The sequence below is a fragment of the Cellulophaga sp. 20_2_10 genome, from assembly GCF_023476645.1.
Lineage (GTDB): Bacteria > Bacteroidota > Bacteroidia > Flavobacteriales > Flavobacteriaceae > Cellulophaga.
The window spans coordinates 361,330-387,334 of record NZ_JAMCOJ010000003.1 but is presented as its reverse complement, the minus strand read 5'-3'; the positions used below and the strand labels follow the sequence as shown (position 1 = coordinate 387,334).

The 26,005-nt window shown below is 34.7% G+C and carries 18 protein-coding genes and 1 riboswitch; of the genes, 6 read left to right on the top strand and 12 right to left on the bottom strand.

Annotation, left to right across the window (positions count from 1 at the left end; all coding sequences use genetic code 11):
* Positions 1-31: 31 nt before the first annotated feature.
* Genes sov through queG form a run of 4 tightly spaced genes read right to left on the bottom strand, consistent with a single transcriptional unit; the run spans position 32 to position 11,057 of the window.
* Positions 32-7,159: a T9SS outer membrane translocon Sov/SprA gene (gene sov, locus M4I21_RS07970; RefSeq protein ID WP_249558586.1), complete on the bottom strand. Its 7,128-nt coding sequence runs from the start codon at positions 7,157-7,159 to the stop codon at positions 32-34.
* Between the two features lie 5 nt (positions 7,160-7,164).
* Entirely contained in the window at positions 7,165-7,746 is a 582-nt protein-coding gene (gene ruvA / locus M4I21_RS07965) for a Holliday junction branch migration protein RuvA (RefSeq protein ID WP_249558585.1), read from the bottom strand.
* 28 nt (positions 7,747-7,774) lie between these two features.
* On the bottom strand, positions 7,775-10,072 hold the full coding sequence (locus M4I21_RS07960) for an NADP-dependent malic enzyme (protein ID WP_249558584.1): 2,298 nt from the start codon (positions 10,070-10,072) through the stop codon (positions 7,775-7,777).
* Between the two features lie 55 nt (positions 10,073-10,127).
* The gene (gene queG, locus M4I21_RS07955) at positions 10,128-11,057 is read right to left on the bottom strand and encodes a tRNA epoxyqueuosine(34) reductase QueG (RefSeq protein WP_249558737.1); all 930 of its coding nucleotides are present in this window, start codon (positions 11,055-11,057) and stop codon (positions 10,128-10,130) included.
* Positions 11,058-11,144: 87 nt separating this feature from the next.
* Positions 11,145-11,238: riboswitch (TPP riboswitch) on the top strand.
* Positions 11,239-11,350: 112 nt separating this feature from the next.
* Here queG and thiS point away from each other — a divergent pair.
* From thiS to thiH, 6 genes are all read left to right on the top strand, one after another.
* Complete coding sequence (gene thiS / locus M4I21_RS07950; protein ID WP_249558583.1) at positions 11,351-11,554, top strand: sulfur carrier protein ThiS; 204 nt, start codon at positions 11,351-11,353, stop codon at positions 11,552-11,554.
* Positions 11,555-11,578: 24 nt separating this feature from the next.
* Positions 11,579-13,438 (top strand): phosphomethylpyrimidine synthase ThiC, encoded by a 1,860-nt coding sequence (gene thiC, locus M4I21_RS07945; RefSeq protein ID WP_249558582.1) that lies wholly within the window; start codon positions 11,579-11,581, stop codon positions 13,436-13,438.
* Between the two features lie 238 nt (positions 13,439-13,676).
* Positions 13,677-14,285, top strand: a complete 609-nt coding sequence (locus M4I21_RS07940; RefSeq protein WP_249558581.1) for a thiamine phosphate synthase — start codon at positions 13,677-13,679, stop codon at positions 14,283-14,285.
* Positions 14,285-14,944: a thiamine phosphate synthase gene (gene thiE, locus M4I21_RS07935; RefSeq protein WP_249558580.1), complete on the top strand. Its 660-nt coding sequence runs from the start codon at positions 14,285-14,287 to the stop codon at positions 14,942-14,944. The genes M4I21_RS07940 and thiE overlap by 1 nt, the downstream gene beginning before the upstream one ends.
* Positions 14,937-15,710 (top strand): thiazole synthase, encoded by a 774-nt coding sequence (locus tag M4I21_RS07930; protein WP_249558579.1) that lies wholly within the window; start codon positions 14,937-14,939, stop codon positions 15,708-15,710. Before thiE ends, M4I21_RS07930 begins: the two co-directional genes overlap by 8 nt.
* The gene (gene thiH, locus M4I21_RS07925; protein ID WP_249558578.1) at positions 15,703-16,812 is read left to right on the top strand and encodes a 2-iminoacetate synthase ThiH; all 1,110 of its coding nucleotides are present in this window, start codon (positions 15,703-15,705) and stop codon (positions 16,810-16,812) included. The genes M4I21_RS07930 and thiH overlap by 8 nt, the downstream gene beginning before the upstream one ends.
* On the opposite strand, the gene ruvB is transcribed toward thiH, so the two are convergent.
* From ruvB to M4I21_RS07885, 8 genes are all read right to left on the bottom strand, one after another.
* Entirely contained in the window at positions 16,813-17,835 is a 1,023-nt protein-coding gene (gene ruvB, locus M4I21_RS07920; RefSeq protein WP_249558577.1) for a Holliday junction branch migration DNA helicase RuvB, read from the bottom strand.
* 63 nt (positions 17,836-17,898) lie between these two features.
* The gene (locus tag M4I21_RS07915) at positions 17,899-18,672 is read right to left on the bottom strand and encodes a GIN domain-containing protein (protein WP_249558576.1); all 774 of its coding nucleotides are present in this window, start codon (positions 18,670-18,672) and stop codon (positions 17,899-17,901) included.
* A gap of 189 nt (positions 18,673-18,861) precedes the next feature.
* Positions 18,862-20,667 carry a cytochrome c oxidase subunit I gene (locus M4I21_RS07910; protein ID WP_249558575.1) on the bottom strand — a complete coding sequence of 602 codons (1,806 nt, stop codon included), beginning with the start codon at positions 20,665-20,667 and terminating at the stop codon, positions 18,862-18,864.
* Between the two features lie 47 nt (positions 20,668-20,714).
* Positions 20,715-21,782 carry a cytochrome c oxidase subunit II gene (locus M4I21_RS07905; RefSeq protein WP_249558574.1) on the bottom strand — a complete coding sequence of 356 codons (1,068 nt, stop codon included), beginning with the start codon at positions 21,780-21,782 and terminating at the stop codon, positions 20,715-20,717.
* Between the two features lie 36 nt (positions 21,783-21,818).
* Entirely contained in the window at positions 21,819-23,141 is a 1,323-nt protein-coding gene (locus M4I21_RS07900) for a quinol:cytochrome C oxidoreductase (protein WP_249558573.1), read from the bottom strand.
* 16 nt (positions 23,142-23,157) lie between these two features.
* Positions 23,158-23,718: a c-type cytochrome gene (locus tag M4I21_RS07895; RefSeq protein WP_249558572.1), complete on the bottom strand. Its 561-nt coding sequence runs from the start codon at positions 23,716-23,718 to the stop codon at positions 23,158-23,160.
* A gap of 11 nt (positions 23,719-23,729) precedes the next feature.
* A complete protein-coding gene (locus M4I21_RS07890) occupies positions 23,730-24,251 on the bottom strand; it encodes a DUF3341 domain-containing protein (protein WP_249558571.1) in 522 nt (173 codons plus the stop codon).
* 2 nt (positions 24,252-24,253) lie between these two features.
* A complete protein-coding gene (locus M4I21_RS07885) occupies positions 24,254-25,996 on the bottom strand; it encodes a helix-hairpin-helix domain-containing protein (RefSeq protein ID WP_249558570.1) in 1,743 nt (580 codons plus the stop codon).
* Between the last annotated feature and the right edge of the window lie 9 nt (positions 25,997-26,005).

Here is a 26,005-nt window from a genome sequence, read left to right as displayed (position 1 = left end):
TTTTTAAAAAACAACTAATTAAAACCGTGTTTTAGTTTCCAAAATTATACTTAACAGTAAAACCTGTATTTATTGTTGTTTGAGGAAATGCTGTAGATACCGCAAACTTAGAAAAAGAATGATCATAGAAAAAAGCAACCTCTAATGCCTTACTAAGAGCATAATCTGCACCAAACTTTAAAGAGAAAACGTTTTGCCCAGAAGTAATTTGATTATTATTTAACTCTAGATTTCTAATTATAGTCATATTATCTTTTAAAGTAGCATCTAACTTTAAGTTTAAATCGCCTTTAAACCTATGTTTATCGCCACCAATATTAGTTACAAAGTTTACATCTTTAAATCTATAACCTAAACCTACCGTATAATCCTTACTATTAAGCTCTGTTAGCAAGTTGTTATCAAAACTCATTGTTAAGGCTCTCATTGTTTGCAATTCTGCCACAATACTCATAGAGTTCTTCATTTCAAAATCTACACGCACTAACGGATTAAATTGATCCGTAAGCACAACGTTTGCCATTATATTCTCTGGTAAAAAGTCTTGAGTTTCTGGATCTATTAATGTATTCTCTCTTTCTAAATTTGTTTGATACGAGTTTATATTATATGATGATCTATAACCGTGACTAATAGAGAAACGTTTAAACTTTTCTTTAAACCAAGAATTACGCATTAAACCAGTATACTTTAATCGCCAGTTGGGAATTGGTATATTTCTAAAAGCCCCTAACTTTACTTTAGATGCATCTTGACCTGTATATGCTGCAATAAATGCCGGCAATAATACATTCTGACTTGTTTTACCGTAACGTTCAGGATACCCTTCCGAGTCTCTATTCCCCGTATTACCCGCTAAACGGTTTGCTACAATTAATCTATTCTCTTTAAACTGATCAAATGCTGAAGACTCAAATTCATCACTCTTAGCAAAAGCAGTTTTTATCATTATAGTAGAAATTCCAAAGTTACCGTAGTTATTTCCTAAAAGGTTTTGATATTCATATTGACCACTACCTAAATCTTCTACTTTAAAACTTTCTTGGTAACGTTCAGAAATATTTCTATTTGCTGTAATATCAATAGTTAAATCTCTTATTGGTTCTGCAACAGCCGTAATATCTAACTGCCTATTTGTTTCTTGTACAAATTGCTCGTTAAAATCTGTAAAAGTTGTTAACCAACCTCTTCTAGCAGCATCGTAACGCACATCTTCTTGACTACCAAAAACAAATCCTAAACTAGGTTTAGTTGTCCCAATAAAACCAATAGACCTTGTATAACCTGGCAATTGCTTACCTCTAGTTTCTGTATAGTTAACATTTACTCGTTTAACCATTGTTACTAAATCTTTAGCAAATTTGCCAACACCACCATTTTTAGCTTTTGGCGTATTGCCTGCCTTATCTTTACGGCCTGTCTCTTTTGCTTTTCCTTTAGATTTTTTTAAGCCAACCATATCATACAATTTTTGCATTGTAAAGTTAGCAGCTATCGTATGCGTACTCGCATTCTGAATTCTGTTTATATCTTCACCTGCAACCTCTTTTAGAGCATCACCACCACGTTGCCAATCAAAGTTACTAGTATATACATATTGTGCATTTATAAAATCTAATGCTGGTATTTTATCAAAAGGTATTTCGTAATTCAGTTCAAATTGCTGCGCATGTCTGTTTGGTTCTCCAATATCAAAAAAGCCATCCCAAATATTCATTTGGTCATCTATTTCTAAAGTAGAGGCTGTATCATCCTTATAATAATTACGAATAATATTATTATTAGATGCTGATATATTAAAACGCAATGACTTTGTTAAACTGTAATTAACATTATACTGCCAATTAAACATGTAATTACGTTGTTGTAATTCTGGCAATTCTAATGCTTGTACGCCAGGCTCTAAAACATCTCTAAAACGCTGCTGGTTAAATTGACGATTAACATTAGAGTTAATAGCAATACTTGTTGGCAATAAATTTAAATTAATATCTTTTAACCATTTTAAGTACTTCCCTGTAAATAGTGAATCTTTTTTAGCAAAAGGAGCAACTTCTACAGGCTCAAAACTATGCGCATAAGACAAACCTGCTGTTACATTTTGATCTTTTAATTTCGCTATTTCAAAATCTCTGTGATTTATTTCATTGTAAGAATAGTTAAACGTAAAGTTTTCTACATCGTAAAAATTAGCTTCCGCTTCTTCACTTCTATTTTTACGAACTCCTATAAAGTTAATACTTGTTCTCTTTGTATAATCTTCTGCTTGTTCTTCTATTGCTTTTGCATCTTCTGGTGTCTGCGCTGCTGCAATTCTGTCTTCTAATTTTAAATCATCATAAACAGGATCGAACTCAGGAGTAACCAATTGCTCAGAGATACCATAATTAAATGGCAATTGTATCCCTAGTTTTTTAGGCAATAACTGACCAAGGTTTACATTTGTTACAGCGTCGTAAGACATTGCATCTTCTCTTGCACGTTCGTTAGGCATTTGGTCTATACTACCAAAACCAGATGTACTTTTACTACCCGTTACAGATATATCTGCAAAATCTGCAAAGTTTAAATCTACAGCTGCTATAGCTGCCCAACCACCTTTGTTATCTAAACCAGCCAAACGCAACTCGTTAAACCAAACCTCTCCACGAGCAGGAAAATCGCTAGTGTTTTTAACACCAACCATCATACCACGTATACTACCTAAAGAAGGATTCCCTCTTAAACCTATACGCATAACACCAGGTGTACGAGCATCAAACTCATTTACCGCAACAACTTCACCATCTATAATCTCATAATAATTTATTTGATTTAGTGTTTGCCCGGCAATACCAAAAGATTTTATTTTATTTAGATCCAGCAAATTAATTTCTAACTCGTTATTTTCTGGCCAAATTCTTTCTCTATCTCTTTCTCCGTGCGCAGTAAATTCTAAAGGCACTTCAATTTGATAAAAATTCTGACTAAAATCTGTTCCTATTCTTAAGAAACCAACCAACGGCATATCACCATCAGGAAAATCTGTTTCTATAATTTCTTCTGCGTGAATAAACATTTTAAGACGCTCGTATTGTCTTATATCAATATTTACGTTTTTAAACACACCTCTAGAATCTTGAGATTCTAAATTTTCTATTTTAAAAGAAAGCGATTGCTCGTTTTGCTGTACAATAGTATTATTATTATTTAACTGCTCTCTACGTAAGCCAGGAGGCAAATCATATATAATAGGAGAACGCGTATTGTTTTCTTCAATATTAACTGTTGCAACATCTACAAAAGTACCATCATCTGCAGGGTTATTATCTACATCTGGCTCAAGAGATTTTGTATAAGTACGCCAATCTCCACGTACCAAATCTAAAGTTGCAAAACGCATTACAACGTCATCAGAAAAACCAGTTAAATACATACGCATAAAACTAATAGATCTAAAATCTGCTATACCACCAACAGCATCTGTAAAATCACTTAACGGAATCTTATATTGTATCCATCTTCTATTTAATACGCTACCATTTGGTAATGTTGGCGTTTGCCCTTCTTTAATATCTGTTACATACTTATCATTAATTGTAGTACCCGATTTAATAGGAATTCTATATTCATAATAACTATTTACTGTATTCATAGTTAAATCACGATCTATATCTTCTACATCTGGTAAAGTTGTAGAACCTCTATTTGAATTACTTACCTGCACAGGAGAGTTTCCTTGTGGGTTGTTGTAATTTAAATAGCGTTCTAAAATACTTCCGTCTTTATTTAAATAATACTCATAGTTATCTAAAGCAGGATCGTTAGCTGGGTTATTTGTAAATATTGACGCCTCTTCAGCATCACTTAAACCATCGTAACCTAAATCTTGTAATGTTCTATTTGTTTCATCTGCATCAAAAGCATAAACTAAAGATTGGGTTGCTGGCACTTGCCCCCAAGATGTTTCTGAAATTAAATCGTTGCTTGCTACACCAGGCAATCCATTCTCGTATTGTTTTTTACCATCCTTTAATATATCCTCAGAAATATTACCAATATTAAAAACCAATTCTCCTGGACTTGTTGTTTCTCCGTCTACATAAGGATCTAATACCCAAAACTGAACAAACTCAACATTTGCCTGTTCAAAATTTGTACTACTCATTGGACGCATAATACCAGCCCATTTTTGATCCGAAGGTGCTGTATTAAAATCGGCATTATTATTATACGGACCTTTTAAGTTAGGGTAATACGCTAAATCTAATGTTCCTTGTGTTGTTGTTTGCCCTTGTGCAATTTCTACTTTAGGAAAAATCTCATCTATAAAAACTCTTCTAGTTGCGTTTAACGACACATCATTATCATTAATTCCAGATGGTCTTTGGTTAGAATAAAATGTACGGTCTATAGAGTACCAAGCCATTTTAGCTCTTCCAAACCCGTTTCTTAAGTTGTCTGAATCATCTGGAGAACTACCGTATAATTGTCCGCTAGGATCTCCAAACTCCAATGGTGTACTCGCTAAATACCAACCTAAAGAAGATCTAATATCTATTAAAGACTGTGCGCCTTCAAAATCATCTACATACGTTGTAGTTTCCCCTTCAAAATTTGCATTTTTAGGAGAGTTAGGACGCAAAAAAGCAACCTCACCACGTACCGATAAATTAGATGGCACATCTGTGTCTATGTTCGGTAATTTATTCACCAATCTAGTTAAGTACGGTACCTCTGTAGAGAAATTACCATTTAAACCAAACATTGTATTGTTAACTGGCTCTACACCGTAAGATGATTTCTGAGTTAAAGGACGTTCGTTTAAGTTTAAAAAAGTACCGCCTAAAACAAATTTCTCATTAAATTGATGCTCAACATTAACTCCTGTAAAACGCCTTGTTTGTTGTCCAAAAACTGCATTGTTTTCTACCGATATATTAATTGGTGTATTACTAGCTTCTAAACTAGGGTCTAGAATTTGCACCGTACCAGCCTGATAATTTACTGTATAATCTATACCTTCTTGCAATTGTCTACCACCAGCATTAACACGTACAGATCCTCTTGGCACATTAAAAGCTCCAATAGGAATACCATTTATACCTTGTGATTTATACTTCCCTTTTATTAAGAATTTATTTTTATCTGCATCTTCTAAAGCTGCTGACTTAGTCCGAGAGTACATATTTCTGTATACATACTTTTTCTGGTTGTCGTTATACCCTTGATCGTTATCTAAATCGTAAGTACCACCACCTAATTCTTCAAAAATATACTCTCCAAAAGGTTCTACTTTGGTGAAAATTATATTTCCGTTTTGCGAATCTATTGTTAAGCCTTCTACATAATCAAAAAATCCATCTCCACCAGACTGTATATCATTATAAGCATTTAATCTATCTAAATTAAACACATCTAAAAGTATACGCTCTTGCAATGGTTTTGGAGTTGTTGGCCAACCAGTACCAGGACCTTCTGCTACGGGTGTAATATAGTTTCTTGGTGTTGGATCTGTGTATAATATATTAAGTTTAAAATCTTCTTGACTTAATTGATATGCACCCGTATTATAGATGTTCTTCATCATTAAATCCCAGATAGGATCTTGTACTGCAGTAATGTTACTCTTTAAAAGCTTTAATACCAACGTATTGTTTTCTACCACTGGTGTAACACCAGCAGAAACAGAAGTTGCTTCTAATCCTCCATTGGCAAATTCACCTACTTGATATACCTGACCTTGGTAGGTATATTGAAAAGCAACAGCTAAAACCTCATCATTACTTAAGCGCTGACTTAAAGAGATGTAACCTAATTGAGGATGAAATACATACTCACCTTTACTAATATCTAATTTTCTAGCGTTTTCTAAAATTGTATAATCAAATCCTTGATTTACTGTATAACCTGGAACATTAAAACCAGCTTGCACTGTTGCAATATCTCTAATTTGATTTGTTAATGCTCCTCCGTTACCAATTAACGCAGGATCATAATCATTGGCATTGTTTAAAGGTAAATTACCCGCTGCAGCACTAGTGTTGAAAAATCCGGCAGGAGCACCGCCACTTTTTCCAATCCTTGTTTGATCAGATCCAGATTCACCTAAATCTTGTACAGCTACTACGTTTCTTACATTTAATGTTTCTTGTCTTCTGTTTGTTACCCAAACCTCTAGCCTTGTAATTTGTACCTGACTACGTATGTATGGGTAATTCTCTAGGGCAACATCATAATTATCTCTAAAGTACTGTGCTAAAAAAAAGTGCTTGTCTTCATCATAATCTAAAGCCGAAAAAGAAAACTCTTCTACAGTACCACCACCTTGCGCAACGACTGTATTATTTTGCGAACGCTGTTCAGACAAGACTGCGGTTACTAATGTTTTACCAAATTGTAATTGTGTTTTTACACCAAATAAACTTTGAGCTCCTGTTATTAAAGAGCTATTTAACGGCATACTTACATTACCAATTTCTATTTTCTGTATAATATCGTCCTCTGTAGGCGTATAATCTAATTTTACTAAGTTCTGAAAATCAAAAGTTGCCTCTGTGTTGTAATCTGCACTAACCTGTAATCTTTCTCCAATTTTACCCAGCATACTTAACTGTATTTGCTGATCAAAATCGAAAGACATATTAGTACGTTGTCTTGGAGATAAAGACGGATTATCATTTTTTTGCCAAATAACACCTAAGTCCATTGCAACAGAACCTGTTGGAATAACCTCTATAGTATTACCACCAAAAATAGATTGAAAAAAATTATTGTTTACATAAAAGTTAGGTAATAAGTTTTTCCTAGCTTCTTCACTACCTTCTTTTTTGCCAGAAAATGCATCTGCTTTCTCCTTAAAGTAAGCTTTCATTCCTTCTTTACGGGCCAACTCAAAATATTCGTCCGGAGATAAGTATATAGGATAGCTAACACTAAAGCCACCAACGGTTTCTGTGTACACATATTTATCTAAAGTAGAATCGTAGGTATACTTAGAAATAATGCTATCAGGATTTGGCAATACTATTTTACCTAGTGCCACTCCTGTTTTTGTAGAATCTGTCTCTTGTTCACCAACCTCTTGCGCAAACGCAAACGGCGCAGCACCTAAGAAAAGCACACATAATATTACGAATCTATATAATGGTGAAAGATTTTTTTTTGCCCCTGTTTTCAAACTTATTACAAATTTTTCAGCGCCAACTTAATAATGTTTTCAACGCTTAATGTTGAGTCCTGACTAACAACCTTGTCAACGGTTTTTTCCGCTTGCTTACGTGCAAAACCAAGAACCTCTAAAGCAGATAACGCTTCTTCTTTATTTGTATTGTTTGAAGAAGTAGAAACTTCATCAATATCGTATATTTTTAGCACTTTATCTTTTAAATCTAAAATAACACGCTGTGCGGTTTTTGCTCCTATTCCTTTTACAGATTGTATAGTTGCTACATCCCCGCTTGCAATTGCATCTCTCACTTGGGCAGGTGATAACGACGATAACATTGTGCGTGCAATACTAGAACCAATTCCAGAAACTGAAATTAAAAGTCTAAAAATTTCTCGTTCAGATTTTTCTGCAAAACCAAACAGTGTATGCGAATCTTCTTTTACTTGTAAATGCGTAAACAATTGTATGCTTTCTGCATCTGACACCTTAGACAAGGTATGCAGTGATATGTTTACAAAATAACCTACACCATTACACTCAATTACTAAAAATGTTGGATTTTTCTCTACTAGTTTTCCTCTTAAATGTGTAATCATATGAATGGTATAGGTTGATTTTTTTTATTTATTTAGTCGATGATTTCGCTTTTTTTCTCTTTTCTCTTTCTTGTGCATCTATAACTGCTACTGCCGTCATATTTACCATTTCATCTACATCTGCTCCTAGTTGAAGAATATGTACAGACTTACTTAACCCTAGCATTATAGGACCAATAGAATCTGCATTATTTAATTCTTTCATAAGTTTATAGGTAATGTTGGCCGACTCTAAGTTTGGAAAAATAAATGTATTTACATTTTTTCCTGCTAGCTTAGAAAAAGGAAATTGACTTTGTAACAATTCTTTGTTTAAAGCAAAATCCATTTGAATTTCACCGTCCACAATCATATCTGGATGATTTTTATGAAGAATTTCTACCGCTTTTCTAACCTTTACAGCATTTGGTGCACTAGAAGAACCAAAGTTTGCATAAGATGTCATTGCTATAACAGGATCAAAACCAAAAGTTTTAGCAACATTAGCCGTCATTAAAGCTATTTCTGCTAACTCTTCTGCTGTAGGGTTAATATTTATAGAGGTATCTGCAACAAATAATGGCCCTTTTTCTGTAACCATTATATTCACTGTAGCTGCCTTTTGCACATTAGAAGCTCTACCAATTACTTCAAAAACTGGTTTTACAACTGTTGGGTATGCTCTAGAGTAACCAGAAATCATTCCGTCAGCATCTCCTGTCTCAACCATCATAGAACCAAAATAGTTACGCTCTCTCATTTTAGCTTTAGCATAGTAAAACGTAACTCCTTTACGTTTTCTATTTTCCCAAAACTTAGTTGCATATATAGTACGCTGTCCCTTAGACTCGGTTGCTTTAGTATCTATAATTTCTATATCAGCATCAAATTCTAATTCCGCTTTAAGCTCTAAAATTGTTTCTTTTTTACCTAATAAAATTGGCTCTGCAATACCTTCTTCATATGCTATTTGCGCCGCCTTTAAAACATCTAAATGATCTGCCTCTGCAAAAACAATTCTTTTAGGACTTGCTTTTGCTCTGTTATGCAGTAAACGAACAACTTTATTATCGTTTCCAGAACGTCTAATTAATTCTTCTTTATACTTATCCCAATCTTCAATAGGTTGTTTTGCTATACCACTTTCCATAGCAGCTTTTGCTACAGCTAAAGGAATTTCAGCAATTAATCTAGGGTCAAAAGGTTTTGGAATTATATAATCTTCACCAAAAGTTAATCTTGTTTCTCCGTATGCAATATTAACTTGCTCTGGTACTGGCTCTTTCGCTAATTTCGCTATTGCTTTAACCGCTGCCATTTTCATAGCCTCATTAATACCGGTTGCTCTAACATCCAAAGCTCCTCTAAAAATAAAAGGAAAACCAAGAACATTATTTACCTGGTTAGGATGATCAGATCTTCCTGTAGCCATAATAATGTCTTTTCTAGCAGCTACGGCCACATTGTATTCTATCTCCGGATTAGGATTTGCCATAGCAAAAACAATTGGCTTTTTAGCCATAGATACTAACATCTCTGGAGATACAATGTTTGCAACGGAAAGACCTACAAATACATCTGCGTCTACCATTGCTTCATCTAGTGTATCTATTTTTCTGTCAGATGCAAACTCTAATTTTTCTTTAGACAAGTTTTCTCTATCAGAACGTATAACACCTTTACTATCTAGCATTACAATATTCTCGTCCTTAGCACCAAATGCTTTATACAATCTTGTACAAGAAACAGCGGCTGCACCAGCACCACTTATTACAATACGTACTTCATCAATTTTTTTTCCTGCAATCTCTAATGCATTTAACAATGCAGCAGCAGAAATAATTGCAGTACCGTGTTGATCATCGTGCATTACAGGAATATCTAATTCCTCTTTTAACCTACGTTCTATTTCAAAGGCAGCAGGAGCACTAATATCTTCTAAATTTATACCACCAAAAGTAGGTGCTATCATTTTTACAGTTTCTACAAACTTATCTACATCTTTAGTATCAATCTCTATATCTACACCATCTATATCAGAAAAAATCTTAAACAACAATGCTTTTCCTTCCATTACTGGCTTAGATGCTTCCGGACCAATATCTCCCAATCCTAATACCGCAGTACCGTTGGTAATTATAGCTACTAAATTACCTTTAGAGGTGTATTTGTAGGCATTTTCTTTGTCTTTAAATATCTCTAAACAAGGCTCTGCTACACCTGGAGAGTACGCTAATGCCAAATCTCTTTGTGTTGCATAAGGCTTAGTAGGAACAATTTTAATTTTACCCGGTTGCGGTTTCGCATGATAAATTAAAGCTTCTCTTCTATTCTTCTCGTTGCTCATTGTTTCTAATTTTAAGATGCAAATTTACGAGTATCCCGTCAATTAACTTATACTATTATTTTAAAAATTCTATGTTGCGCTGTAACCCCGAGAACTTGGTACGTTTTACGGCAGATTTCTGAAAAACCTTTCTAAAAACATCTTCCGTTATTTCTTCCCAATCTTTCTTTGTCATAGATAGTAAATCTGGGTGCGGATTAAATAATGGCTCTTGGTGCGGTTTAGAAAATTTGTTCCAAGGGCAAACATCTTGACAAACATCACATCCAAAAACCCAATCGTCAAACTTATCCTTTACTTCTATTGGTATTTCATTTTTTAATTCAATTGTAAAATAAGAAATACACTTGCTGCCATCTACCACGTAAGGATCTACAATTGCCTGTGTTGGACAAGCATCTATACAGGCTGTACACGTGCCACAATGGTCTGTTACAACACTATCATAAGCCAATTCTATATCTACAATTAACTCCGCTATAAAATAAAAAGAACCAACCCTCTGAGTTATTAAATTACTGTTTTTACCAATCCAACCCAAACCACTTTTTGCCGCCCAAGCTTTATCTAAAACGGGGGCCGAATCTACAAATGCCCTACCGCCAACTTCGCCAATAGTATCTGTCATAAATTCTTGTAACTCTCGTAATTTAGATTTTATTATATGGTGATAATCTTGCCCATATGCATATTTAGATATCTTTAACGCATCATCACCTTGAGTTTCTTCAGGATAGTAATTTAATAGTAATGAAATCACAGATTTAGAACCTTCTACAAGTTTTGTAGGATCTAAACGTTTGTCAAAATGGTTTTCCATATAAGACATTTGACCATTCATATTCTTATTCAACCAATTTTCCAATCGTGGTGCTTCCTCTTCTAAAAATTCGGCCTTAGACACACCACAAGATAAAAATCCAAGGCGCTTGGCTTCTTCTTTTAGTAAAGCGGTTACTTTTTCTTTATTTACAATAGGTAGCATCACAAAGCAAAGTTAGTGGTTTACAGATAACCAAAAAATTATTTAGCATAGCTATTGCTAGTTAAAAAATAGAGCTTACATTTGGAGTGTAAACTTTAGGGGTGTTCTTTTTAAGAACTGAGAAATACCCTTTGAACCTGATGCTGTTAGTACAGCCGAAGGGAAAAGTTGAATTCTTTTTATGATTTCTATCTTTTAATGTCTTTCCGTTTCGGGAAAATGCATTTTCACACACAGTTTACGATTTAATTGGATTTTTTAACGCTATAACCTAGCACTTAAAATGTATCTCTATGATACCCATAAACGTAAATAACACGCAACACCAAGTTCCCAGAGAAACCAACGTGTTGCAATTAATACAGACTCTAGATTTAAACACTCTAGGTATTGCTATTGCTATTAACAGCGCTGTAGTACCTAAAGCTATTTGGAGCTCTACCTTTTTACAACCCAACGACAATGTATTACTAATACAACCAGCTCAAGGAGGGTAACCTAAAAACATTAAAAGACTTATTATGAAAAAAAAAGACACCGCACCTAAACAAAACGGTATTACAAGACAGCCATTTCCTAGTTCTAAAAAAGTGTATGTTTCTGGTAAAATATATCCAGAAATTAAGGTTGCTATGCGTGAAATTGCATTGAGTGACACGGTAGATTCTATGACCAAAAAGAAAACACCAAATGAACCAGTAACGGTTTATGATACGTCAGGGCCTTATACAGATCCAAACAAAGAAATAGACGTACATAGTGGAATTGAAAGAATTCGAGAACCTTGGATTAAAGACCGTGGAGATGTAGAACAATTAACCCAATTTTCTTCTGAATATTGCAACGAACGCCTAAACGATGCCAGTTTAGATCATATGCGTTTTAAGTTGTTAAAAAATCCTTTGCGCGCTAAAAAGGGGCAAAATGTAACACAATTACATTATGCTAAAAAAGGTATTATCACCCCAGAAATGGAGTACATCGCAATTCGTGAAAACCAGCGAATAGATGAAATGACCGAAATTAGAAAGCAACACAAAGGAGAACACTTTGGTGCTAATATTCCCGATAAAATTACGCCAGAATTTGTACGTAGTGAAGTTGCTAGAGGTCGTGCAATTATACCCTCAAACATTAACCACCCAGAAGCAGAACCTATGATTTTAGGGCGTAACTTCTTAGTTAAAATAAATGCAAATATTGGAAACTCTGCTGTTACATCGTCTATAGAAGAAGAAGTAGAAAAAGCAGTTTGGGCTTGTCGTTGGGGTGCAGATAATATTATGGATTTATCTACAGGAGAGAATATTCATGAAACTCGCGAGTGGATTATTCGTAACTCACCAGTACCAGTTGGCACCGTGCCAATTTACCAAGCATTAGAAAAAGTTAACGGAGTTGCCGAAGATTTAACGTGGGAAATTTTCCGTGACACCTTAATAGAACAAGCCGAGCAAGGCGTAGATTACTTTACCATTCACGCAGGCGTTTTATTGCGTTACGTACCAATGACAGCAAAACGTGTTACAGGTATTGTGTCTCGTGGTGGTTCCATTATGGCTAAATGGTGTTTGGCACACCATAAAGAAAGTTTTTTATATACTCATTTTGAAGATATTTGCGAGATATTAAAGCAATACGACGTTGCCTTTTCTTTAGGAGATGGTCTACGTCCGGGATCTATTGCAGATGCTAATGACGAAGCACAATTTGCTGAACTAGAAACCTTAGGAGAGTTAACACAAATTGCTCGTAAGCACGAAGTTCAGTGTTTTATTGAAGGACCAGGACACGTGCCAATGCACATGATAAAAGAAAATATGGAGAAGCAAATTGAACTTTGCGACGAAGCTCCTTTTTACACATTAGGCCCTTTAACAACAGATATTGCACCAGGTTACGACCACATTACATCGGGTATTGGAGCAGCAATGATTGGTTGGTACGGATGCGCAATGTTATGTTACGTAACACCTAAAGAACATTTAGGCCTACCCAATAAAGAAGACGTACGCGTAGGTGTAATTACATATAAGTTAGCAGCGCATGCGGCCGATTTAGCAAAGGGCCATCCAGGTTCTCAGCACAGAGATAATGCGTTAAGTATGGCTCGTTTTGAGTTCCGTTGGGAAGACCAATTCAATCTTGGTTTAGACCCTGAGCGTGCTCGTGAGTACCACGATGAAACTTTGCCTGCAGCTGGAGCCAAAATTGCTCATTTTTGCTCTATGTGCGGACCAAAATTTTGTTCTATGAAAATTTCTCAAGAAGTTAGAGATTTTGCAGCCGTTAATGACATTGTAGACAACGAGGTAATTGCAAAAGGAATGGAAGAAAAGTCAAAAGAGTTTAAAGAAAAAGGATCAGAAGTGTATTTGTAATATAAAGTGGAAGTTCCTACGCCTTTTACTAAGTAAGGCGTAGGCAGGCTTTCCTTTATATCTTTTGCAAAAAAAAGCAAAAGGATGCCACTACAATCCCTAACTCTATGTTACCAGTTTACTCCAATTTATTTTATAAAAGAATAAAGTAATTATACCAGCGTAATCATTATCAATTCTAGTAATTTTGAGCCATAAAAAATTGTTTCAAAAACATTTAAAACAAAACCCTTAAAAAATGATTGTACTAATAGCTCCAGAAAAAGACGTACCTAATGAAATAGAAATACTTCATCAGTTATTTAAGGCTGGCTTGCAGTATTATCATTTTAGAAAACCCCTTAAAAATCTACAAGAACACACTGCCTATTTAAATAAAATAGAGCCCCAATATCACAACCGTATTGTGGTGCATTATTTTCACGAACTAGTAAATAGTTTTAATCTAAAAGGCATTCATTTTCAAGAGCAAAAAAGAATAGACGTTATAGAAAATGGTAAAGGATATTTTAATGGTTTGCAAATGTCAGGCAAAACCATAAGTAGTTCGTTTCACGACCCAAAAGCGCTAGAGAATTGTGAATTGGAGTTCGATTATCATTTACTTAGCCCTGTTTTTTCATCAATCTCTAAAAAGGGATACCTAGGAAAAGAGTTTAATGTAAACGGTATAGATAAGTTTACTATTGGTATGGGTGGTATCACATCAAAAAACATAAAAGAAACCCTAGATTTAGGATACAAAGGTGTTGGTGTTTTAGGTGGAATTTGGAACACAGAAAAGCCCGTAGAGGAATTTAAACAAATAGATAACGTATTTTTATCTAGCACAAAAAACAGAAAATAATGATTAGTAAATTACATTATATAAGTCAAGGTGAGACTCCAGAAATACATTTAGCAAACATACAAAACGCGTGTTCTTCTGGCGCAGATTGGATTCAGTTACGTCTAAAAAATGTAGATGAAGAAACAGTGCTACAAACAGCATTAAAAGCAAGGGAAATTACAGCACATTTTCAAACAAGATTATTAATAAATGATCACTACAAAATTGCTAAAGAAGTAAAAGCAGATGGTGTGCATTTAGGTAAAACCGATGCTTGCCCTTTAGAAGCAAGAGAGTATTTAGGAAAATGGTTTAGTATTGGTGGTACTGCTAACACCTTGGAAGATTGTGAAAATTTACTAAAAAAAGAGGTAGACTACATTGGTTTAGGACCATATAAGTTCACAAAAACAAAACAAAATTTAAGTCCAACTTTAGGCTTAGAAGGTTACCAAGCAATTTTAAGCGAGTTAAAAACAGACACGCCAATAATTGCAATAGGCGGAATAACAATACCAGATGTACCTGAATTATTAAAAACAGGAATTTACGGTATTGCCGTATCCGGAGAAATTACAAGCAACTTTAATAATATTGCTACTTTAAACAACATACTTAGTACACCTGCTACCCAAGAACAAGTGTACAAATTTGACCAAAAGAAAAACGATGAATGATAATTTAAAAATAGGAGACAAAACATTTACATCTCGTTTGTTTACTGGAACCGGAAAATTTAGCGCTTCAACAGTTATGAAAGATGCTTTATTAGCCTCAGAAAGTGAGCTGGTAACTGTTGCTTTAAAACGTGTGGACGTAGCCGATAAAAATGACGATATCTTATCTCATTTAAATCATTCTAGAATAAACCTTTTACCAAACACATCTGGAGTACGTACAGCTAAAGAAGCTGTTTTTGCGGCGCAATTATCCAGAGAAGCATTAGAGACAAACTGGGTAAAGTTAGAAATTCATCCAGATCCAAAATACTTACTACCAGACCCAATAGAAACTTTAAAAGCTGCTGAAGAATTGGTAAAACAAGGTTTTATAGTTATGCCATACATACACGCAGACCCTGTTTTATGTAAACGTCTAGAAGATGTTGGCGTACAATGTGTAATGCCTTTGGGTGCACCAATTGGAAGTAATAAAGGTTTAAAAACCGTAGATTTTTTAGAAATAATTATAGCGCAAAGTAATGTTCCTGTAATTGTAGATGCAGGTATTGGCGCTCCTTCTCATGCTGCATACGCAATGGAACTAGGCGCGGATGCCGTATTAGTAAATACCGCAATTGCAGTATCACAAAATCCTATTGCTATGGCAAATGCTTTTAGACTTGCAGTAGTAGCTGGCCGTTTAGCATACAATGCAAAACTAGCTCCGGTTAAACAAACAGCAGAAGCAAGTTCACCTCTAACCTCTTTTTTAAATGAGTAATTTCACTTCGCTTTTTAATAGTTACAATTGGGACACAATAGTTTTAGACATCTATAACAAAACAGCCGTAGATGTAGAGGCTGCTTTACAAAGTAATAGCAGAAACCTAGAAGATTTTAAGGCTCTAATTTCTCCTGCAGCCAAACCCTACTTAGAACAAATGGCACAAATGAGTAGTATGCTAACCAAAAAACGCTTTGGCAATACAATGCAAATGTATGCACCAATGTACTTAAGTAATGAGTGCCAAAACATATGTACGTATTGTGGTTTTAGCTTAACTAATAAAATACCAAGACGTACTTTAACTGACACTGAAATTTTAAAAGAAGCCGCCTTTTTAAAAAGCAAAGGATATAACCATATTCTACTGGTTACTGGTGAAGCAAATAAAACCGTTGGTGTAGATTATATAAATAATGCCATTAAACTATTAAAAAAAGAGTTTGCTAATATTACTATAGAAGTACAGCCACTAGACCAAGATGAATATGAATTGCTTGTTAAAAATGGTCTGTATGCCGTATTGGTGTACCAAGAAACATACCATAGAGACGAATACAAAAAGCACCATCCTAAAGGCAAAAAATCTAATTTTGATTACCGATTAGAAACCCCTGACCGTTTAGGCAAAGCCGGAGTGCATAAAATTGGCGTAGGCGCTTTATTTGGATTGGAAGATTGGCGAGCAGACAGTTTTTTTACAGCTTTGCATTTACAGTATTTACAAAAAACATATTGGCAAACTAAATATTCTATCTCTTTTCCTAGGTTACGCCCACATACTGGAGGCTTGGAACCAAAAGTAATTATGGAAGATGCAGATTTGGTACAATTAATATGTGCCTATCGTTTGTTAGACGAGGATGTAGAACTATCTATGTCTACCAGAGAAAGCGAAAAATTTAGAAACAACATTATTAACTTAGGAATAACCTCTATAAGTGCCGAGTCTAAAACTAACCCAGGTGGTTATGTTGTAGAACCACAATCTTTAGAACAGTTTGAAATTTCTGATGAACGTAGCACAGAACTTATTGCCGAAATGCTACAAGAAAAGGGTTTTGAAGTTGTTTGGAAAGATTGGGAAAGTGCGTGGTAGTTAAAACAAACCACCTTGCACACTTCCTTTTACTCTTCCTAAATGCTTATATGCTAATTCTGTTACTTCTCTACCACGAGGTGTACGCATAATAAAACCTTGTTGTATTAAAAAGGGCTCATATACTTCTTCAATAGTTTCTGCACTTTCAGAAACAGCAGTAGCAAGTGTGGTTATACCTACTGGTCCGCCTTTAAACTTATCTATGATAGTGGTTAATATTTTGTTATCCATTTCATCTAAACCGTGAGCATCTACGTTAAGTGCATTCAGTCCAAATCTAGAAATTTCAACATCTATTTTTCCGTTTCCTTTAATTTGAGCAAAATCTCTTACGCGTCTTAATAAGGCATTACAAATTCTAGGTGTTCCCCTACTTCTTCCTGCAATTTCTATTGCAGCCTCTAAATCTATAGGAACATTTAAAATTTCTGCACTACGTTCTGCTATGGTAGATAGTAATTCTGTTGTGTAGTATTGCAATCTACTCTGAATACCAAAACGAGCTCTCATAGGAGCCGTTAAAAGCCCTGAACGGGTAGTTGCACCTATTAGAGTGAAAGGATTAAGATTTATCTGTACAGAGCGTGCATTTGGCCCTGACTCAATCATTATATCTATTTTATAGTCTTCCATTGCAGAATACAAGTACTCTTCTACAATTGGACTAAGTCTATGTATTTCATCAATAAAAAGAACATCCCTTTCATCTAGATTTGTTAGTAGACCAGCTAAATCTCCTGGCTTGTCTAAAACTGGACCAGAAGTAACTTTTATACAAACACCCAACTCATTAGCCAAAATATGAGCTAAGGTTGTTTTACCCAAACCTGGAGGTCCGTGAAATAATGTATGATCTAGTGCTTCTCCTCTTTGGTTTGCAGCTTCAACAAATACTTTAAGATTATCTAATACTTGATCTTGACCCGCAAAATCATCAAAACTCAAGGGTCTTAATGCTCTTTCGATATCAACATCTTCAGAAGAAAAATTATCTGATGTAGGGTCTAGGTTTTCATTCATAATCTAACAAAGATACTAGAATTAGGAAGTAATTGAATTGAAATTATATCAATCTAAAAATAACTATTCTTTTTTTATTAATTGAGAAGCTCCTAAAAAGTCTGTAATAGTAATTATAGGTGTACCGTATAAATAAGTTCTAGAACCTCCTTTAGAAGAAAGCTCAAACTTTTCAGATGCATAAATTCTTGCATCTGGCGACTCATCTAAATTCGCAAGAACAGCTGCGCCTTTTAATTCTTCTGCTCTTAATTGAGCATTGCCAAAAAGATTAATACTAAAATTAGAGATTGCCCCTTGCATTTTAGCATCTGCTCCACCGTGCATTGTTAAACTAGCGTCTTGGGCTACAACATAAATACTTAAATCACTCTTTTGATCTTGATTAATTGTAACAGCATCACAATCAACATTTAGCTCTGCCGAACTATTACCAGTCATAGAAATATCAACATTGTCTGCCAATGTATTTAAAGTTAATCGAGAGCCTTCTTGTAAATTAAGTTGCAAATTATCTGTCGTGAGTATATCCTTCATTACTATACGCCCATTAACTATTGTAATCGTATTAAGGTTTATATAGTTTACAGTTAGTAACAATTTTTTTTTAGAGACAATTCTATAAAAAGAACTAATCTGTAGCGTACTATCTACAACTTCAAACTTTAAAACATCCATAAGGTTGTCGTCGCCAATAAAACTATAACTTTCATCTCTGGCTTTTTTAACCTCTACTAGAATACCGTCTGAAACTAAAATGGCATTAAAGGGAGGTAACTCATTGGTTACTTCTATTACCGTTTTACTTCCTTTAATTTTAGGTTTTTTTTGTGCCATACTCACCACTGTAGCCAGTAGCAAGATGCCTAGAATAATTTTTTTCAAAATATAGTGTATTTAATGGTTTGTGTTTGTTGTTAAACAAGATACTAAAATAGTACTTAGCAATATAAGTTAGCCAAGAATGATGCAAAAAAAAAGCCTTTTAAAATAAATTTAAAAGGCTTTATATAATTTGAATAACGTTTAGTGAGCTAATTCTTCTTCACCATCTTGTAACGGTACTGTCTGAGGAACAAAATCTTGTCCTGGAAGTACATACTCTCCGTTTTCATTTGTTTTACTGTAATCGTAAGCCCATCTATGAACTTCTGGTAAAGCACCTGGCCAGTTACCGTGAATATGTTCTACAGGAGTTGTCCACTCTAATGTAGTAGCTTTCCAAGGGTTTTGCTCAGCCTTTTTACCATAGAAAATACTATAGATAAAGTTACCAACAAATATCAACTGAGCAGCTCCTGCAATTAAAGCAAATACTGTAATTAAGATATTAAGATCTGTAAGTTCATCGAACATAGGAAATGCTGTATTCTCATAATAACGTCTTGGTACACCTGCCATACCAACAAAGTGCATTGGGAAGAAAACCCCGTAAGCACAAACTGCTGTAATCCAGAAATGAACATAACCTAAGTTCTTATTCATCATTTTACCAAACATTTTAGGGAACCAGTGGTACACACCTGCTAGTAAACCATATAATGCAGAGATACCCATTACCAAGTGGAAGTGAGCAATTACAAAATAAGTATCATGAACGTTAATATCTAATGTGCTATCTCCTAAAACAATACCAGTTAAACCACCACTAATAAATGTAGAAACAAAACCAATAGAAAATAACATTGCAACGTTCATTTGTAAGTTACCTTTCCAGATCGTAGTAATCCAGTTAAATGCTTTTACAGCAGAAGGTATTGCAATTAATAAGGTTGTAAATGTAAATACAGAACCTAAGAAAGGATTCATACCCGAAATAAACATATGGTGACCCCATACAATAGTAGATAAGAATGCAATTGCCAAAATAGACATAATCATTGCTCTATAACCAAAAATTGGTTTACGAGAGTTTGTCGACATAATATCTGACACCATACCCATTGCAGGTAATATTACAATATATACCTCTGGATGACCCAGGAACCAAAATAAGTGTTCATATAATACGGGAGATCCACCTTGATAGTGTAAAACTTCTCCTTGAATAAAAATATCAGATAAAAAGAATGATGTTCCAAAACTTCTATCCATTATTAACAACAATGCTGCTGAGAATAAAACAGGGAAAGAAACAACACCAATAATAGCGGTAACAAATAATGCCCAAGTAGTCAATGGAAGTCTAGTCATAGACATACCCTTAGTTCTTAAGTTTATTACTGTTACTATGTAGTTTAATGATCCTAATAAAGACGATGCTATAAATATAGCCATTGAACATAACCAAAGCGTCATACCCAAACCAGAACCTGATTGAGCCATTGGCAATGCACTTAATGGTGGGTAAACCGTCCAACCAGCTGCTGCTGGTCCTGACTCGATAAACAAAGAAATAACCATTATAACTGCAGACGTAAAAAACAACCAATAAGAGATCATATTTAACAATCCTGAAGCCATATCTCTAGCTCCAATTTGCAATGGAATAAGAAGGTTACTAAAAGTACCACTTAAACCAGCTGTAAGCACAAAGAATACCATTATTGTTCCGTGCATAGTTACCAATGCTAAATATACATCGGCATCCATAACACCACCCGGTGCCCATTTACCTAATAACGCTTCAAATATAGGAAAAGATTCACCTGGCCAAGCCAATTGCATTCTAAATAATAATGACATTGCTATACCAATGAAACCCATTATTAAACCAGTAATTAAATACTGTTTTGCAATCATCTTGTGATCCATACTAAATATATATTTAGTAATGAAAGTCTCCTTATGATGATGTCCGTGATCGTCGTCGTGTTCGTGTGTTCCTGACATAATCAGATATTATAATTTTTGTTAGTTAACTTAGTTTCTTAAATCAATTATTGTATTGCAACTCCAGTAGCAGTATTACCACCAAATGTTTTTTGAGAAGCCATCCACTTATCGTATTCTTCCTGAGTTTCTACGATAATTTTCATTTGCATATTATAGTGGGACTTCCCACAAATCTTATTACAAAGTAAAATATAGTCATACTCCCAAGGATCATTATTAGGAATACCTGCAGCTGCTTTTTTAGCTCTAATTTTATTCGCTCTTTTTACTTTATCAATTACATCTGGATCTAGACGCATATCTGCAGTAGTCCTAATTGGAGTAAAAGAAAATTGAGTAATCATACCCGGAACACAGTTCATTTGCGCTCTAAAGTGAGGCATAAAGGCCGAGTGCAATACATCTTGCGAACGCATGTGAAAATTAACTTTTCTGCCTACTGGCAAATGTAATTCTTTAACAATAACATCATCTGTAGCATTAGGATCAGAATCATCTAAACCTAAAACATTAGCGTTATCAATGTCAATCAATCTTACGTTAGCTTCACCCAAGACATTATCCTCACCACCATATCTAGCAGTCCAGTTAAATTGCTGTGCGTAAAGCTCAACTATTAATGGATCATCATCATCATTAATATCCATAATGTTTGTCCATGTGTATAATCCCCAAAGGATTAAACCAGCCAAAACAATTACAGGGATAATAGTCCATATAAATTCTAATTTGTGGTTATCTGCATAAAATAATGCCTTCTTCCCTTTTTCACCACGATATTTGTACGCGAAATAGTGTAGTAAAAACTGAGTAATAGTTTGCACAAAGAAGATTATAGCCATAGTTAACAGCATTAAATCATCGTACTCAGCACCATGAGCAGAACCTGCTTCTGGTAACAAAACTTTAGTGTATTTATAAAAACTAAAGATTGTAATACCGTAAATAAATACTAGAAAAGCAAACATTAGATAACCATTAACCTTGTTATCTTTATCTGTTGCTGTTTCATTTTTAGTCGCTCTTAATTGCGACAATTCAAAAATTTTGGTCATTTGCCAAATTGCAATGGCTATTAAGACTAAAACCGTTATAGTTAAAACTGTAATCATTGTATGATTTATTTTATGCTTTAGTAAACTTCCTTATTAATAATGAAAATGCTTGCTCTCGCCAATAAATGGATTTCTTTTTGGTTGCAATGGAGCAGTTGTTAAAGCTCTAAAAACAACAAAAATAAACAATCCTAAAAAGAATAACACAGAACTAATTTCTGAAATTCCTATTGACCATTGATCACCTACTGTTGCAGGCATAATCATATTAAATATATCTAAATAATGACCCGCTAAGATAACAACACCTGCCATAATAACAAACCAATTAACTCTTTTGTAATCACTATTCATTAACAGTAATAAAGGAAAAAGAAAGTTCATCGCTACCATACCAAAGAAAGGAAGATTGTAATCCTCTATTCTTGTAATATAGTATGTAATCTCCTCTGGTATGTTAGCGTACCATATAAGCATGAACTGTGAAAACCATAAATATGTCCAGAAAATACTAATACCAAACATAAACTTAGCTAAATCATGAATATGACTATCGTTTACCTCTTCTAAATGACCTTTAGACTTTAAATAGATAGTTACCATTGCTATAACAGTTATACCTGATACAAACATACTAGAAAAAACATACCATCCAAACAAAGTACTAAACCAGTGAGGATCTACACTCATAATCCAATCCCAAGACATCATAGATTCTGTAACTAAATAGAATACTAAGAAACCTGCTGACCATCTAAAGTTTTTAACAAAGTTAGAATTGTCATTAGACTCATCTTGAGCCAAAGATAATTTACGAGATATAGTTCTATAAGCAATCCATCCCCCTAAGAAAATAACTGCTCTAATTAAAAAGAATGTTCCGTTTAAAAAACCTGCTTTCCCTTGTAATAATTTATCGTCAGCAACAACATCAGCGTCCATCCAAACGAACAAATGATTCATATGAGCCACAGATGTCGCTAGTATAGCAACTACAATAATACCACCTGGAGCTAAGTAAGCTGTTATACCTTCCATCACCCTAAATAGTAAAGGAGACCAACCAGCTTGCGCTACTCGTTGTATTGCATAAAATGCCAATACTCCTAATGCTATCATAAAGAAAAAGAAAGCCGCTACATATAATGCTGCCCAAGGCTTGTTTTTTAATTGATGTAATAAATGCTCATCATGTTTGCTATGACTACCTTCTGCATGAGCAGATTCACCATGAGTATCCTTAACATGTTCTTCTGTAGTAGCATGTTCTCCATGACCACCGTCATGGCTAGCCACCATAGCTTTAGCATCTTCTACTGTACTTGGCATAGAGATAAAGCCTGCAGCTATACCTAATAAACCTACAGCCATTAATATAAATGAAGCTATTTTTAGTCTGTTTGAAAAAGTGTACATATTCTTAATCTATGTATTATTTAGTTAAGTCTTGTTTCAATTGCATTACGTATTCTGCAACTTGCCAACGTTCTTCGTGATTCAATTGATTTGCGTAAGAACCCATTGTATTTATTCCGTAATAAATAGTAAAGTAAGCGTCACCTACAGAAATATTTCTTCCTGCATCTGCATAACTAGGAACTCCTAGTATCTTTTCTCTTTTAACCAAATTTCCTTGACCATCACCTTTATTACCGTGACATATTGCACAGTTAATATTGTATAGCTCTTTACCTTTGGTTAAGTTTACTTCTGCCTTTAAAGAATCTAAAGGACTAGCTTGTAAACGTGCTAATTCTTTCCCTTCAATATCATTAGCAAACTCATAAGGAATATGACCTCTTGAAATTGTATTTTCAACAGGCAAACCTGCTTCCATACCACTAGGTAAAAAATCTACTTTCTGGTAAGTCTCGTATCCTACTGCCTCGTACATATTTGGCATATATTGGTAGTTGGGACTATTCTTATCTGCACATGATGCAGTAAGAATAACTAATCCTAGTACCAATCCTATATTTTTAAATATCTTCATAACTATTAAGACTACTTTTCTGAAATATTAATTTCTACTGCTCCCGTATCTGCTAACAAAGCTATTAACTCCTCTTCGTTATCGTGTATCTCTATTTCCATTAAGAACAAATCATCCGTTGTTCTTACATCTGGATTTTCAGCTTGCTTAAAAGGCCATAATTTACTTCTCATATAAAAAGTAATAACCATTAAGTGAGCCGCAAAAAAGACTGTAAGCTCAAACATAATTGGAACAAATGCTGGCATATTTTCTAGGTAGCTAAAACTTGGTTTACCACCTATATCTTGAGGCCAATCTTGAATCATAATAAAATTCATCATCACCGTAGCTACAGCCAAACCGATACAACCATAAATAAAAGCTGTAATGGCAATTCTAGTTGGAGCAAGACCCATAGCCTTATCTAGTCCGTGAACAGGAAAAGGACAATATACCTCTTCTATATGATGCTTAGCTGCTTTAACTTTCTTAACAGCAAGCATCAATATATCATCATCATTATATAATGCGTGAATAACTTTAGATGCCATAATTAATTCTTGTTATTTAAGTTCTTGGCTTGACCAGCCCAATCATCTCTTTGTGCCCTTCCTGGGAACGATTCAGTAATTGAATCTAATAAATCATACTCTTTCTGAGTCATTTTACTCACTTGAGCAAAACTATAGATACCTATCTGATTTAATGTTTGTTCCATTTGAGGCCCAATACCCTTCACCTTCTTTAGATCATCAGGAGTGTCCGTATTAACATCAAACTTACCTAAAGAACTTAACAAGTCTGATACTTTAGCATCACCCTTTGTCTCTACCTGAACAACCTGCTCTTGTGCTACCACAGAAGTAGTAGTATTATTATAGATTGTTGTTTTTGGCATTTCATACATTGGCTTTCCAGAATCTCTTAAATTCTTAAACCTACTACCAGATGCTTTTAATATTGACTTAACCTCTGCCTGTGCTATTACAGGGAATGTTCTAGCATATAATAAAAACAGAACAAAGAAGAACCCTATTGTACCAATAAAGATACCAATATCTACAAACGTAGGAGAGAACATTGTCCATGAAGATGGTAAGTAATCTCTGTGTAATGATGTTACAATAATTACAAAACGCTCAAACCACATTCCAACATTTACTACAATTGAAATAAAGAAAGAAAACATAATACTTGTACGCAGTTTCTTAGACCACATAAATTGTGGAGAAAACACATTACAAGACATCATTAACAAGTACGCCCACCAGTAAGGACCAGTTGCTCTGTTTAAAAAAGCATATTGTTCATATTCTACACCAGAATACCATGCCATAAACAGCTCTGTAATATATGCACAACCCACAATAGACCCTGTTAACATAATTACTATGTTCATTAACTCTATATGCTGTACTGTAATATAATCTTCCAAGCTACACACTTTTCTCATTATAATAAGAAGCGTGTTTACCATTGCGAATCCAGAGAAAATTGCACCAGCAACAAAATAAGGAGGGAATATAGTAGTATGCCATCCTGGTATTACTGAAGTAGCAAAATCAAAAGATACAATTGTATGTACAGAAAGTACAAGTGGCGTAGCTAAACCTGCTAACACAAGAGAAACTTCCTCAAAACGTTGCCAATCTTTAGCTCTACCCGTCCAACCGAAACTTAATAAGCTATATATTTTTTTCTGAAATGGCTTCACTGCCCTATCACGAATCATTGCAAAATCTGGCAAAAGACCTGTCCACCAGAAAACCAATGATACAGATAAATAGGTAGAAATTGCGAATACATCCCACAGTAAAGGCGAATTGAAGTTAACCCATAACGAACCAAATTGATTTGGAATAGGTAATACCCAATATGCCAACCAAGGTCGACCCATGTGAATAATTGGGAATAAACCAGCCTGCACTACAGAGAAAATTGTCATTGCCTCTGCAGAACGGTTAATTGCCATTCTCCATTTTTGTCTAAAGAGCAGTAGTACTGCAGAAATCAATGTTCCTGCGTGCCCTATACCTACCCACCAAACAAAGTTGGTAATATCCCAGGCCCAGCCTACTGTTTTATTTAATCCCCAGGTTCCTATACCTGTAGATACCGTGTAAATTATACAACCAACTCCCCAAAGGAATGCTATCAATGCTATGGTAAAAACTATCCACCACTGCTTATTTGCTCTACCTTCAATAGGAGCAGAGATATCCACAGTTACATCGTGGTATCCTTTGTCTCCAATTACTAGGGGTTTTCGTATAGGTGCTTCGTAATGCGACGCCATAATTTATGT